Source organism: Methylomagnum ishizawai, from assembly GCF_019670005.1.
GTDB classification, from domain to species: domain Bacteria; phylum Pseudomonadota; class Gammaproteobacteria; order Methylococcales; family Methylococcaceae; genus Methylomagnum; species Methylomagnum ishizawai.
Map to the genome: position 1 here is coordinate 1,599,487 of NZ_AP019783.1, position 14,633 is coordinate 1,614,119.

Here is a 14,633-nt window from a genome sequence, read left to right on the forward strand (position 1 = left end):
GGTGGCCCGGTTTTCTGCTGCCGCCCCTGGATTCCTACGGCTCCGGTGGGTCGGCCTGGGGCCGGGTCCGCCACCATCCATCCGCCGCGTAGGCTGTCCAGCCCCAACGCAGCCAATCCAACAGCGCGTAGGCCAACCACAGCGCCCAGGCCAGCATCAGCCCCCGGTACAGCCACAAGGGCGCGGAAACCACCCAGGGCCGGGGTGGCCGGGACTCCGCCCGGTCTTGGTACCAATGCAGATGATAGGCGTCGGAGCCATTGCCCGCGACCTGCATCTCGGGCAATCCCAGCAAGCCTTGCTGCACCGCTTCCAGCAGGCTGGCCAAGGCCGCCAGGGTCAATAGGGCCAGCCCAATTTGCAGCGCCTTGAACCCCCGGTCCCCCAGCGTCCGCCCGGACCGTTCCCGCCAAGCCAGGGCCAACAGCCAGGCCACCACCAGTATCCCGCCGAGCGCGGAAATCTGGCTCAAGCCCACCAGCAGCAGCGCCCATTGCCAAAACCGCAGCGGCGACAGCGGCATCCGCCCCAGCCCGTAGGCCAGCAGCAGGATCAACAACAGCGCGCCCCAGAACAATACCGCCGGTCCCAGCATAGGCCCGCCCAGCAGCAAGACCCAGCGGTCCGGTCCCAGGTCGATCTGGGTGCTGGCGTTGACGCTGGGCGCGCCCAAGTCCAGTTCCGGGGCGGCGAGGTGGGTGGCGATGCCGTGGTCGTCGCGCCAAACCAGGGTCGCCGTCTGGGTGCCGGGATGCAGGGGCAGGGAAACCGTCCGGCCTTGCGGGCGGATGGGTTGCGGGGTGCCGTCGATGCTGACCGATTGCAGGACGGCGGCTTCCGGCAATTCCAGGTCGTGGCGTCCGCCCTGGGAACTGCGCAGGCGCAGGGTCAGCGTGGCTTCGGTGGCGCGTTGGCCCGGAGCCAGCCGCAATTCGCTGGCGTCCAGCGTCAGCGTCCGGCCCGGAATCCCCACGGGGCGCGAGAGCCGCAAGGTCACGGATTCGCCCGGCCAGGGCCGCCACTCCGGCAGCCAGGCACCCGCCGGATTTTGGTGATGGACCACGGCCAGCCCCTCGCTGCCCATATGCCAGATCGGGCTGACATCGGCCTGCCAGGATTCGGTCCAGGCCGTGGTGTTGGGTGCGGTCAAGGTCAGGGTTGGCTTGGGTTCCAGCACCGACTCCCAGGACAGCTGGGTTTGTCCGGGCAACAGGTTCGCCAGCAGCTTGCCATCCTTCACCCGCAGACCGCCCGTGACCACCGATTCGCCGGGCAACAGGGGAATCTCCACCGCCACCGGGCTATCCGCCGGGGATCGCCGTTGGACCCAGGTTTCCACCCGCCACGCCAAGCCCAGCCGCAGCACGCGGCGCACTTCCAGGAAAGGCGGCAAGGGCCGGGCTTCCAGGGTCGGCGTGGCTTCCGCGCCCTGGCTACCGATGGCGCGGATCAATTGCAATTGTTGCTCGGGAACGCCGTTGTCGCCGATGCCCGCAACCGTCCAGCCGGTGCCGGCGGCCTCGACCCGGCGCGGCTTGAGCGGCAAGGGCAAGGCGATTTGTTCGCGGGGCGGCAAGGGACCGGCCAGGACCAGGCGGTGCCGCCCCGGTTCCAAGCCCAGCCACAGCGTGCCTTGCTCGTCGCGGAACAGGCTGTGCGCCGCTTTGCCATCGACCTCGGCCCGCGACGGCGACCATTGCCCCGGTTGGGCGGGCAGGGGCACGGCGGTTTGGGCGGCGCTGGTGATGTCGAGGATTTGCCGGAGTTCGCCGGGCGTGGTTTCCAGCCGCAATAGCGGGATTTCCGCGCAGCGCGGTTGGCAATCGGGCGGGGCCAACAGGCGGTCGCGGAGGGTTTCCAATAGCTCCGGGCTGGGAATCTCGGCCTTGGCTTCGGGCAGGAACAGCAGTAGTGGAATCAGCAGGAACGGAAGCGACGGGCGCGGCGGCACCGCGCCGCCCGGCCCGGATGGACGCGGCCCCGGCCCCGGCTTGCCCCATACCAGCAATCCGGCCAAGCCCAGCGTTAGCGATACTTCCAGCAGGTTCAACACCAGGTTGGCGGCGGGCGGCAGCAGGAATAGGCGCATCTCCTGGGCGCGGGTGACGGGGCCGTTCCAGGTCAAGGGGATCGTGGTCCAGCGCCATTCCGGTAGGCCGGGGCCGGTTTGGGTGATGGCGTCGGGATCGATGGCGCGGGAGGGGTGGGCCGGAGGCGCGGCGGCCGGTGTGGCGGGGGCGGAAAGCCGTTCCGCTTTGCTCATGGCCCGGAATGTCCGGTCCAGCGTGGCCCCGGCCGTGGGAGCCGCTTCTTCGACGGGCTGCTGGGCGGGTGCCGCCAATTCGGCTTGCGCGGCGGGGGCCGCTTGCGCCAGCCAGGGATATTCCAACTGCGGATAAAGCCCCACCCGGATGCGCTCCGCCATGAACGGCAGGGCGATCAAGGCCAGGGCCAGCGCGGCCAGATTCCGGTACCCGCCCGCCACCCACCGCGCCCGTCCCTCCGGCAGGTTCCGCGCCAAAGCCACCGCCGCCAGCACATGCAGCCAGATATAGCGCGGCGCGTCCGGTTCGTGCCAGGACAGGGCCAGCCCCGCCACGGCCAGCCCGGCCCAGGGCCAGCCCCACAACTGCGCCACCGCCAGGGCCGCGATCAAGACAATGAACAAATCCAGCAGGGTCCACCGGGCGATCCAGGAGCCGGGCGCTTGGTCCACCCCGGTCGCGGCCAGCAAGCGCCAGCCGGGCGGTAGGTTCAATTCGGCGTCCACCTGCCGGAAATCCCGGTCCCAACCCGAGACCGGCAGCGCGGAGGAACCCGGCAAGCGGCCATCGGCGGACAGGGCGAGTTCGCCCCGCCGCACTTCCACGCCGATGCCGCCGCCGGTGGTGTCGCGGGTGATGGATTGCGGTTCGCCGTCCAGGGACACGCGGCCCAGGTCCAGCCCCTGGCCCGCGTTCAAGCGCCAACCCTGGGTCATGCGCCCGCCGATCTGGTCGTTGACGGTGTAGCCGTGGCCGTCGAAATCCAGCCACAGGCGGCGGTGCAGGTCGAGGCTGTCGGGTTCGGGGTCCGGGTCGCCGCGGCGGAGGGTTTTGAAGACCATGGCCGCGCCCGGTTCCAGGTGGTAGGCGGGCAGGTGTTTCCAAGCTTCGGGTAATTCGGTCTGGCGCGGATCGAGGGCCGGGACGCCCGCGATCTCGGCCAGCCGGATGCCGGGGTCGGCGGCATAGGCCCAGATTTCCTCGGCGGGCCAGGGTTCGGCGGGCGTGCCCGGTTTCAATTCGGCGACTTCGCCGGGCTGGCGGGTGATGATGTCCAGGCTCCAATGGCCGGGCCGGGCCTGGACCCGCAGGCGGCCATCCGGTTCCAAGCGGGCGGGCAGGGGGCTATCCACCCGTAGCGGGATGGCGTGGTCCAGCACCGCGCCTTGTAGCAGCAACTCGCGGGGACGGCCCGCGATGTCTAGGTCGAGATGGGTGGTGATTTGGACCGGGACGCCGTCGTCGATGCGGCGGTAGACCTTGAGCGCCAGGGTGTCGGCGATTTCGGTGGGTTTGGCCGCGCCTTCGTCGTGGATCCACAACGCGCCGTCGTCGTTGAAGGCCGGGATCGGGACCGGCTTGCCCTTGAGGCTGAGTTGGACCAGGCCGGTGTGGGCGGGCAGGGGCAGGCTTTCCGGTAAGGCGTCCCAGGTGTAGCGCCCGGTCACGGTATGCGTGCCGGGCGCGAGGCGCAGGCCGGGGCGGTCGTCTTGCGCTTCCAGCGCCGCCGGCTGGCCGTCGGCCTCGACCGCGCCCGGCCAATGTTCCGCGGCGCCCGGCAGCGCCACCCAGCCGGGGGCGTAGACCTGGACCCGCAGTTCGAACCGCCCGCCGTGTTCGTCCAGGTCCAGCGCCAACCGGGCCGGCCAGACGCAGGGGCGCTCTCCGTCCACGCCGGGCATCGGTGGACAATTGCGGTCGGGGTAGTCCCAGAGCGCCCAATCGATCCAGGGCTTGAGGGCGTCGGGCACTTGGCCTGGGGGCAGCGGCCCGGCTTGGGCGATGGCGGCGAGGCAGAGGCACAATAGGACGGGCAGGATGTACCGGCTGGGCATGGGCAGTCTCCTTCCGGGGGCATGGCGTGGCGTTTGCCATCATAGCCACAACCGCCGGGATGCGGGCGAAAAAAAGCCGGTTCGCGGGGAACCGGCTAAGTGCTTCCTTCAGGTAGTGCCATTCACGGGGGGGATGTTAGGGCGGCGTGGCTTAAAACAAGCTTAAAAGCCTTGTTCCGGCCTCAGGCGAAGGCGTAATCCGCCAGCGTGGTGGAAGCCGTGCCTTGCAAGGTGCCGACCAGGGTCAATTCGGCGGCGCTGACGGTAGCGTCCGCGCCGGCCGACTTGAAGAGGAACAAGGCGCTGTCGGTGCCGTTGTCCACGGCGAACAGGCGGACGTTGCCGGTGGCGTAGGCGCTGGTGGCGGAGCCGATATCCGCGGCGGCGGAAGCCGTGGTGATGGCTCCGGCGATGTTCTTGGTGACGATCACCAATTCGGCGGCGTTGGAGAAACCGCCCGGCCCCACGACCGCGACGCCGCCATCGACGATATGGTTGCCGTTGCCGATCTTCTGGCCGGTGGCGGTGTCGGCGAAGACGAGATGGTCGGTACCGGAGAGGAAGTCGAGCACCGTATCCGCGCCGCCGCTGGCGTTGGTGAACACAAAGCTGTCCGACCCGGCACCGCCCTGGAGGCTATCCATGCCCGCCCCGCCGTTCAGCCGGTCGTCGCCCACGCCGCCATCCAGGCGGTTGCTGGCGGTGTTGCCGGTGATTTGGTTGGCGAGGCTGTTGCCGGTGCCGGTGGCGGCGCTGCTGGTCAGGACCAGGTTTTCGAGGTTGGCCCCGAGGGTGTAGGCGACCGCGCTTTTGACCGTGTCCAGCCCGGATAGGGGATTTTCGACCACGCTGTCGCCCAGGTTGTCCACGAGGTAGATGTCCGCTCCCTTGCCGCCCGCGAGGCTGTCTGCGCCCTGGCCCCCGTCGAGGGTGTTGGCGAGGTCGTCGCCGGTGATTTGGTTGGCGAGGCTGTTTCCGGTGCCGGTAGCGGCGGTGCCGGTCAGGATCAGGTTTTCGAGGTTGTCGGGGAGGGCGTAGTCGATGGCGCTCAGCGCGGTATCTGTGCCTTCGCCCGTGTTTTCCTTGACCACATCGCCGGGATTATCGACGGAATAGGTGTCGTTGCCCGCGCCGCCCGCGAGGGTGTCGGCCCCGGTCCCGCCGTCGAGGCTGTTGTTGCCGCTGTTGCCGGTAATCTGGTTGGCGAGGCTATTGCCGGTGCCGGTGGCGGCGCTGCCGGTCAGGATCAGGTTTTCGAGGTTGGCCCCGAGGGTGTAGTCGATGGCGCTCAGCACGGTGTCGGTGCCTTCGCCCGCGTTTTCGGTGATGGCGTCTCCCGTAGCGTCCACGACATAGGTGTCGTCGCCCGCGCCGCCCGCGAGGGTGTCGGCCCCGGTCCCGCCGTCGAGGCTGTTGTTGCCGCTGTTGCCGGTAATCTGGTTGGCGAGGCTGTTGCCGGTGCCGGTGGCGGCGCTGCCGGTCAGGATCAGGTTTTCGAGGTTGGCTCCGAGGGTGTGGTTGAGGGCGCTTTTCACCGTGTCGGTGCCTGCGCCGGGGTTTTCCTTGACCACATCGCCGGGGTTATCGACGAGGTAGGTGTCGTTGCCCGCGCCGCCCACGAGCGAATCCGCGCCTTGGGCACCGTCCAGGATATTGTTGCCGCCGTTGCCGGTGAGGATGTTGGCGAGGCTGTTGCCGGTGGCTTTGAGGTTGGCGCTGCCGGTCAGGATGAGGGTTTCGACGTTGACCGGGAGGGCGTAGGTGACATTGCTTTGTACGCCGTCGGTGCCTTCGCCCGTGTTTTCCTTGATGATATCGCTGGTGTGGTCCACGGTATAAACGTCGTTGCCCGCGCCGCCCGCGAGGGTATCCGCACCCTGGGCGCCGTCCAGGGTGTTGTTGGCGCTGTTGCCGGTGATCTGGTTGGCGAGGCTGTTGCCGGTGGCGACGAGGGCGGTGCCGGTGAGGATGAGGTTTTCGAGGTTGGCCCCGAGGGTGTAGTCGATGGCGCTTTTGATGGTGTCCAGCCCGGATAGGGGGTTTTCGATCACGCTGTCGCCCATGTTATCCACCAGATAGGTGTCGCCGCCCTGGCCGCCCGCCAGGATATCCGCGCCCTGGCCACCGTCGAGGGTGTTGTTGGCGCTGTTGCCGGTGATTTGGTTGGCGAGGCTGTTGCCGGTGGCGGTCGCCGCGCCCGCCAGGAGGGCGAGGTTTTCGACGTTGGCGGGGAGGGTGTAGTTGACGCTGGATAGCACGGTGTCGGTGCCTGCGCCGGGGTTTTCGGTGATGACATCGGCGCTGTTGTCCACGAAGTACAGATCGTTGCCCTTGCCGCCCGCCAGGTTGTCGGCTCCGCCCAGGCCGTTGAGGGCGTCGTTGGCGGTGGTGCCGGTGAGGGTGTTGTTGGTGTTGTCGCCGATGACGAAGTTGGTGAGGGTGTCGCTGCCGGTGAATTTGAAGGTTTCGATCCGGTAGCCGGTATCCCCGGAAAATTGGTTTTGTACGGTCAGTTGGTCGGTCGCGCCATAACCGATAACCAAGTTGTCGCCGTTGCGGATGACACTGGTCAAGTCGGTTAGTTTAATGTTGTTGAATTGGACGGTGTCACTGTGGCTGTAATCATTGATGGTGTCCTGGCCGTCGCCCGAACTGAATTGGTAAGTATCGTTGCCATCGCCGCCTTCCAGGTAGTCGTCGCCCGCCCCGCCGTCCAGCGTGTCGTTGTCGTAGTAGCCATAAAGAGTGTCGTTGCCCGCGCCACCGTTCAGGCTGTCGTTGCCTTCGTTGCCGTAGAGCGTGTCGTTGCCGCCATTGCCGCTGAGTGTGTCGCTGGCCCGCCAGCCCCACAGGGTGTCATCGCCCGAACCGCCAATATCCGCCAGCACGTTCAACTGGTCGAGGGTCAACGCCGTGCCGTCGGCGAAGACGAGGCTTTCAATCGCAAGGCCAAAGTCGTCGCCGTAGGGCGTGCTGAATTCGTTTTGGATGGTGACGGTCTCGCCCGTGGCCTTGACCGTGACCTGCAAGTCCCAGGCGTTGACCTTCTGGAAAGCCACATCGGCTTGTTTGAGGCCGTTCAGTTGCAGGATGTCGTTGCCGCCGTAGGCGTAGTCCGAACTCTCGTTGATGGTGTCGTGGCCGTAGCCTTTGGCGAAGATATAGGTGTCGTCCCCCGACGAGCCGGACAGGTAGTCGTCGCCCGCCCCGCCGTCCAGCGTGTCGTTGTCGTAGCCCGCGTAGAGCGTGTCGTTGCCCGCGCCGCCCGACAGGGTGTCCTTGCCGAAGTCTCCGTGCAGTTCGTCGTTCCCCGTTCCGCCGATCAGGCTGTCGTCGCCGTTGCTGCCGTAGAGCGCGTCGTCGCCCGCCCCGCCATCCAAGGTGTCGTTGGCCCGCCAACCCCACAGGGTGTCGTTGCCCGCGCTGCCCACTTCCGCCAGCACGTTCAACTGGTCGAGGTTCAACGCCGCGCCGTCGGCGAAGACGAGGCTTTCAATCGCAAGGCCAAAGTCGTCGCCGTAGGGCGTGCTGAATTCGTTTTGGATGGTGACGGTCTCGCCCGTGGCCTTGACCGTGACCTGCAAGTCCCAGGCGTTGACCTTCTGGAAAGCCACATCGGCTTGTTTGAGGCCATTCAGTTGCAGGATGTCGTTGCCGCCGTAGGCGTAGTCCGAACTCTCGTTGATGGTGTCGTGGCCGTAGCCTTTGGCGAAGATATAGGTGTCGTCCCCCGACGAGCCGGACAGGTAGTCGTCGCCCGCCCCGCCGTCCAGCGTGTCGTTGTCGTAGCCCGCGTAGAGCGTGTCGTTGCCCGCGCCACCGTTCAGGCTGTCGTTGCCCTCGTTGCCGTAGAGCGTGTCGTTGCCTGCCAGTCCATTAAGCGTATCGTTTCCGCTTGTACCATTCAGCGTATCGTTCCCACTGGTGCCATTGATGACGCCCTGCGCCCCCACCCAGCCCACCATCGCATAATCTTCACCATCCCAAAGTTGCTTAGCCATAAAATGCCCCACATTGCAAAGTGATAAACCATCAACTATGTCATTTAACATAGGCATGGCCCACCCCAAAATACCCATATCCCGGACAGCGAGCCAGCCCCATGACCGGCCAGCGTTATAGCACATCCCGGTGGCAGAAAATCGTGGGAAAACGGTGAATAGTTCCTTGCTTTTTTTTCGGAATTATGGGTTTGGATTTCCTGTCCCAACAAAAAGGGCATCCCGTGGGATGCCCTGCGCCGCGCTTGAAATCTAGCCGGATTCAATCCCCGACGACCTCCTCCGGCCGGGTCGCCGTCAGTACCCGCCCGCTCCAGGCCAGCAAGGTTTCCGCATCCGCCCGCCGCACGCGCTCCTCCACCGCCGCAGGCAGGGGACCGAACTTGAGCGCCATCAACTTGAGCAGGATCGCGGCTTCGCCTTCCTGCCGCCCTTCTTGTTGACCCTCTTGCCGTCCTTCCTGCCTACCCTCCTGCCGTCCTTCTTCCCGGCCTTCCTCACGTAAAACCGCCGCTAAACCCATGGTCTTGCCTCCTTCGTCGTCGTAATACTCGGCGCGGTAACGCGCCACCTCGTCCTCGCTCAAATCGGCGTAGGCATCGATGAAATCGAGATATTTTCCTTGTTTGTGGCGGTCGGTTTCCAGCCCGGCCAAGCCCTTCACCGCGTGGTCGTACACCCTCAGCCGCTGTTCCTTGGGATGGGCCATGTTCGGCAGGTTCAGCCGCGCTACGATGTTGCCGCTGTCGAAATAGTCCTCGGCCGGGAGCCGCGCCAATTCGCAGGCGATGAACCGGAACGACAGGTATTCCTCGCGGTCGTCGCCCAGGTTCAAACTCCGCGCAAACCCGCCCCGCCGCAAAAACACCACCACCGGCACCACCCGCGTGGTCTTGAGCAGGTCCGCGAGGTCCAGGCAGTAATGTGCCAGGCAGTGGATGGAGAAATTGCGCGGTTCGGTCTCCTCCTCGACCACGAACAACACCGCCGCCCGGCGGCCATCCGGCCATTCCACCTTCAAGGGCAGGTCCAGCCTGCGGTAGCCGCTGCCCAGGGCGTCCTGCAACTGTTCTTCCCGGAGTGGTCCATGGCGTGCCGGTGCCGCAGTAAAGCCGGGATTATAGTGGCGCGGCGGGCCGTGGAGTCCACCCCGGCCCGCGCTGTGGAGCCAGACCGCCCCAACCGCTATAATGTCGCTCTTTTTCAACGCGCTACCGTGCTACCCGGCCCGCCCGAGCCGCCGGGACACCGTCGCCCAGAGCCGCAAGCCCTCCATGACTTCCTTCGCCAAAGAAATCATCCCGGTCAACCTCGAAGACGAAATGAAGCAGTCCTACCTCGATTACGCCATGAGCGTGATCGTGGGCCGGGCGCTTCCCGACGTGCGGGACGGGCTGAAGCCCGTGCATCGCCGCGTCCTCTATGCCATGCACGAACTGGGCAACGATTGGAACAAGCCTTATAAGAAATCGGCCCGTATCGTTGGCGATACTATAGGCAAACTGCATCCACACGGAGATGTGGCGGTTTATGATACTATTGTACGCATGGCGCAGCATTTTTCCTTGCGCTATACCTTAATAGATGGACAAGGTAATTTCGGATGTTTCACGGGAGACACCCGCATCAAACTGGCCGATGGCACCGAAAAGAGCTTCGCCGAGTTGGCCCAGTTGCCGCCGGACCAAGTGTTTTATGTTTACGCGGTCAATCGATACGGTCGGATCGTCATCGCCGAAGGCCGCTATTCCCGCATCACCCGCCCCGGTGCCGCGCTGTTGGAACTCACCCTGGATAATGGCGAAACCATCCGTTGCACGCCGGACCACCGCTTCATGCTGCGCGATGGTTCTTATAAGGAGGCCAAAGACCTCACGCCCGAAGATAGCTTGATGCCGGGGGTGTTCGACACCGCGCCGATCAAGCCGGGACTGAACCATTATCTGCGGGTGTTGCAGCCGGACTCGGGGCAATACGAATTCGTCCATCAACTGGCGGATGAATTCAACGCCCGCAAAGGTATAGCCGCCCAGATGTCCGGAGCTTTTGTCCGGCATCATCGCAATTTCAACCGCTGGGACAATAGCCCGCCCAATATCCAGCGCCTAGGGTTCCTCGAACACCTGCATATCCACGCCGCGCAAATCAAGGAGCTATGGAAAGACCCGGAATTCCGGGAAGCCCAGAAACACGGCGTGCGGCGGTTCTATGCCGAGAATCCGGAGGTTTTGGAACAACGGCGGCGGCGGTTTATCCGCCAGAACCAAGACGAAGATTTCCGGCGGCAAAACGGTCCCCGCATGGCGGACGGGTTGAAGCGTCATTTCTCCGAACGGCCCCAGGCCCGCGAGGCGATTTCCGCCCGGATGCAAGCTTTGTGGCAGGACGAGGAATACCGCGAGCGCATGTCCGAGGCATTGAGCGGCATAGAAAAACGCCCGCTCTCGGACGAAGAAAAAGCGCGGGTCGCCGCGATCATTTCCGAGAAAAGCAAGGCGATGTGGGGCGACGACGCCAAACGGGTGGAAATCGTCGAGGCCATATCCCGCGCCATGGCCGATCCTGGCATCCGGGCCAAGATCAGCCGGGCGGTCAGGCGGCATTGGGAAAACCCGGAGTATCGCGCCAAGTTCCCGTCCGGGCATTTTTCGCGTATGGCTGAAGCCGTTTGGGACAAGCCGGAAACGCGGGAAATGCACCGCGACAAGATTTCCCGGCAACGGCAGGATGCGGAATTCCGCACCGCGCAAAGGCAGGGGGTGCAACGCAGCAACGCCCGTCGCATCCAGGATAATCCATCCATGATGCGGGAGATCAGCGATAAGGCCGTTCTGGCCTTGCGTGAAAGCTGGCGCGACCCGAATCATCGCTCGCAGGTAATACGCCGGAAAATCGCCGGTTATGTCTATGGCTTGCTAAAGGCGTTTCCCGAACAGGATTTCACGCCCGAATTATACGAATCCCAGCGCCATCAAAACTGGATTCCCCATATCGGGAAGGCCGTGGAATATTTCGGCGATTTCAATACGTTGGCGGATGCCGGAAGGCACTATAACCACCGGATCGTCGCCAAGCGTGAACCCGCGGAAACTGCGGATACCTACGATATTACGGTGGATGAACACCATAATTTCTTGCTCGCGGCCAACGTGTTCGTGCATAACTCCGTCGATGGCGATCCACCTGCCGCGATGCGTTACACAGAAGTCCGCATGGCCCGTATCGCTCACGAGCTGCTCGCCGATCTCGACAAGGAAACCGTCGATTTCATCCCCAACTACGACGAATCCGAGCGGGAACCCACGGTCCTCCCCACCCGGATTCCCAACCTGCTGATCAATGGCTCGGCCGGCATCGCGGTCGGCATGGCGACCAATATCCCGCCACACAACCTGGGCGAGGTCATCGACGCGTGCCTGCACCTTATCGAACAGCCGGAAACCAGCATCCAGGATTTGATGCGGTACGTCCCCGGCCCGGATTTCCCCACCTTTGGGCTCATCAACGGGGCTGGCGGCATCCGCGAGGCTTACCTGACCGGGCGGGGCCGCATCTACCTCCGCGCCCGTTGCGAATTCGAGGAGGACGGCCACCGCACCAGTATCGTGGTCCATGAACTGCCCTACCAAGTCAACAAGGCCAAGCTCCAGGAAAAAATCGCCGAACTCGCCAAGGAGGGACGCCTGGGCGGGATTTCCGGTTTGCGCGACGAATCCGACAAGGACGGAATGCGTTTGGTGATCGAACTCAAACGCGGCGAGTCGGCGGAAGTGGTGCTGAATAACCTGTACCAACTGACCGCGATGCAGACCGTGTTCGGCATCAATATGGTGGCTTTGATCGATGGCCGTCCGCGCTGCCTGAACCTCAAGGAATTCCTGGCCGCCTTCATCGACCACCGCCGCGAGGTCGTGACCCGGCGCACTTTGTTCGATCTGCGCAAGGCCCGCGAGCGCGCCCATATCCTGGAAGGCCTGGCCGTGGCCCTCGCCAATATCGACGCGGTCATCGAACTCATCAAGACCTCGCCCAGCCCCGCCGTGGCGAAAGAGCGGTTGTTGGAGCCGGTATGGCGTCCGGGCGTGGTGATGGAACTGTTGGCACGGGCCGAGGACGCCATCCGCTCCCGTCCCGAAACCCTGCCCGCCCTGTTCGGCCTGGGCGATCAAGGCTACCGCCTGTCGCCCGAACAGGCCCAGGCCATTTTGGAATTGCGCCTGCACCGCCTGACCGGCCTGGAACAAGACAAAATCATCGCCGAATACCGCGAAATCCTCGCCAAGATCGACGAATTCCTGGCGATCCTGGGCAGCGATATCCGGCTGATGGAAGTCATCCGCGAGGAACTCGCCGCCATCCGCGAGCAATTCGCCGACCCGCGCCGCACCCGCATCATCGAGGACCATCTCGACCTCAGCCGCGCCGACCTCATCACCGAGGAAGACATGGTCGTCACCGTGTCGCACGAGGGCTATGTGAAATCCCAGCCGCTCACGGCCTACCGCGCCCAACGCCGCGGCGGTCGCGGCAAGGCGGCGGCGACCACCAAGGAAGAGGATTTCATCGAGAAGCTGATCGTGGCCAATACCCACGACACCATCCTGTGTTTCTCCAGCGTCGGCAAGGTGTATTGGCTCAAGGTCTACGAACTGCCGGTGGCGAGCCGGACCTCGCGCGGCAAGCCCTTCGTGAACCTATTGCCCCTGGAAGAAGGCGAGCGCATCAACGCCATCCTGCCGATCCGCGAGTTCGACGAAGGCCATTTCATCTTCATGGCGACCGCGTCCGGCATCGTCAAGAAGGTGGCGCTGAAGGAATTCGAGCGGCCCCGCAGCCTGGGCAAGATCGCCATCGACCTGCGCCAGGACGACCGTTTGGTCGATGTCGCCATCACCGACGGCCAGCAGCATGTCATGCTGTTCAGCGACGCGGGCAAGGCGGTGTGCTTCGACGAGGACGATGTGCGGGTCATGGGGCGCGGCGCGGCGGGCGTGCGCGGCATGGCCTTGGGCGACGACCAGAAGATCATCGCCCTCATCATCGGCACCGAAGGCTCGGTGCTGAACATCACCGAAAAGGGCTATGGCAAGCGCACCGATATCGCCGATTTCCCCAGGCACCGCCGGGGCGGGCAAGGCGTCATCGCCATCCAGACCCACGAGCGCAACGGCGCGGTGGTGGGCGCGGTGCTGGTGAACGAAAGCGATGAACTTATGCTGATTACCGATGGCGGCACCCTGGTCCGCACCCGGGTCGAGGAAATCCGCGAACTGGGCCGCAACACCCAGGGTGTGATGGTGATCCGCCTCAATCCGGGCGAGAAAGTGGTGGGCGTGGACCGTATTCCGATGCTGGAAGGCGAGTCCGACGATATCGCCGAGACCGGCGAAGAAACCGCCGGGACCGATCCGACCGAAATCAATCCGATTAACCAAGAAGGAGAGAGCGATGGCGAGGGTGTATAACTTCAGCGCGGGACCGTCCACGCTACCCGAGGCGGTCCTGGCCAAGGCCCGCGACGAGCTGCTCGATTGGGGCGGCACCGGCATGTCGGTGATGGAGATGAGCCATCGCAGCAAGGCCTATGTCGGCATCGCCGAGCAGGCCGAGGCCGATTTCCGCGAGTTGCTGGCGGTGCCCGCCGATTACAAAGTGCTGTTCCTGCCGGGCGGGGCCACCGGCCAGTTCGCCGCCATCCCCATGAACCTGCTGCGCGGCAAGACCAAGACCTGCTATGTCAACACCGGCATCTGGTCCGAGAAGGCCATCGCCGAAGCCAAGCTGTATTCCGAAGTGGTGATCGCGGCCAGTTCCAAGGCCAACCAGCACACCGCGATTCCGGCCCGCGCCGATTGGCAGCTCGACGCCGAAGCGGCCTACCTCCACTACACCTCCAACGAAACCATCGGCGGCGTGGAATTCCACGCCGTGCCCGACAGCGAAGGCTTGCCGCTGGTCTGCGATATGTCTTCCGACATCCTGTCGCGCCCGGTCGATGTGGCCCGATTCGGTCTGATCTACGCCGGGGCGCAGAAGAACATGGGACCGGCCGGCATCGCCATCGTGGTGGTGCGCGAGGATTTGCTGGGCCAAACCCTGCCGTTCACACCTTCGATCTTCGATTACAAGAAGCAGGCCGAGAACGGCTCCATGCTCAACACCCCGCCGACCTATAACTGGTATCTGCTGGGGCTGGTGTTGGAATGGCTGAAGCAACAGGGCGGACTCGCCGCCATCGAGGCGCTCAATACGCGCAAGGCCGACAAGCTCTACGCCGCCATCGACAACTCGCCGTTCTATTCCAACCCGGTCGATCCCGCCTGCCGTTCGCGCATGAACGTGCCGTTCCGCATCGCCAACACCGACCTGGAAAAAACCTTCCTGGCCGAAGCCAAGGCGGCGGGTTTGGTGAACCTGGAAGGCCATCGTTCGGTGGGCGGTTTCCGCGCCAGCATCTATAACGCCATGCCGGAAGCGGGCGTCGATGCCTTGGTGGAATTCATGGCTGGCTTCGAAAAGCAACACGGGTGAAA

General features: G+C 64.6%; 5 protein-coding genes and 1 pseudogene. 3 read left to right on the plus strand and 3 right to left on the minus strand.

What is annotated here, in order from left to right:
- Positions 1-34: 34 nt before the first annotated feature.
- The 3 genes from K5658_RS07430 to K5658_RS07440 all read right to left on the minus strand — a co-directional run bounded on the left by K5658_RS07430 (position 35) and on the right by K5658_RS07440 (position 9,166).
- Entirely contained in the window at positions 35-4,099 is a 4,065-nt protein-coding gene (locus tag K5658_RS07430) for a hypothetical protein (protein ID WP_221066311.1), read from the minus strand.
- Between the two features lie 182 nt (positions 4,100-4,281).
- Positions 4,282-8,100 carry a beta strand repeat-containing protein gene (locus K5658_RS07435; protein ID WP_221066312.1) on the minus strand — a complete coding sequence of 1,273 codons (3,819 nt, stop codon included), beginning with the start codon at positions 8,098-8,100 and terminating at the stop codon, positions 4,282-4,284.
- Positions 8,101-8,362: 262 nt separating this feature from the next.
- On the minus strand, positions 8,363-9,166 hold the full coding sequence (locus tag K5658_RS07440) for a hypothetical protein (protein ID WP_221066313.1): 804 nt from the start codon (positions 9,164-9,166) through the stop codon (positions 8,363-8,365).
- A 208-nt stretch (positions 9,167-9,374) separates the two neighbouring features.
- Here K5658_RS07440 and K5658_RS24165 point away from each other — a divergent pair.
- From K5658_RS24165 to serC, 3 genes and pseudogenes are all read left to right on the plus strand, one after another.
- A pseudogene (locus tag K5658_RS24165) lies at positions 9,375-9,878 on the plus strand (DNA gyrase subunit A); the annotation flags it as partial.
- On the plus strand, positions 9,879-13,565 hold the full coding sequence (gene gyrA / locus K5658_RS23930; protein ID WP_425515948.1) for a DNA gyrase subunit A: 3,687 nt from the start codon (positions 9,879-9,881) through the stop codon (positions 13,563-13,565).
- A complete protein-coding gene (gene serC, locus K5658_RS07450) occupies positions 13,549-14,631 on the plus strand; it encodes a 3-phosphoserine/phosphohydroxythreonine transaminase (protein WP_221066314.1) in 1,083 nt (360 codons plus the stop codon). Before gyrA ends, serC begins: the two co-directional genes overlap by 17 nt.
- Positions 14,632-14,633: the final 2 nt, after the last annotated feature.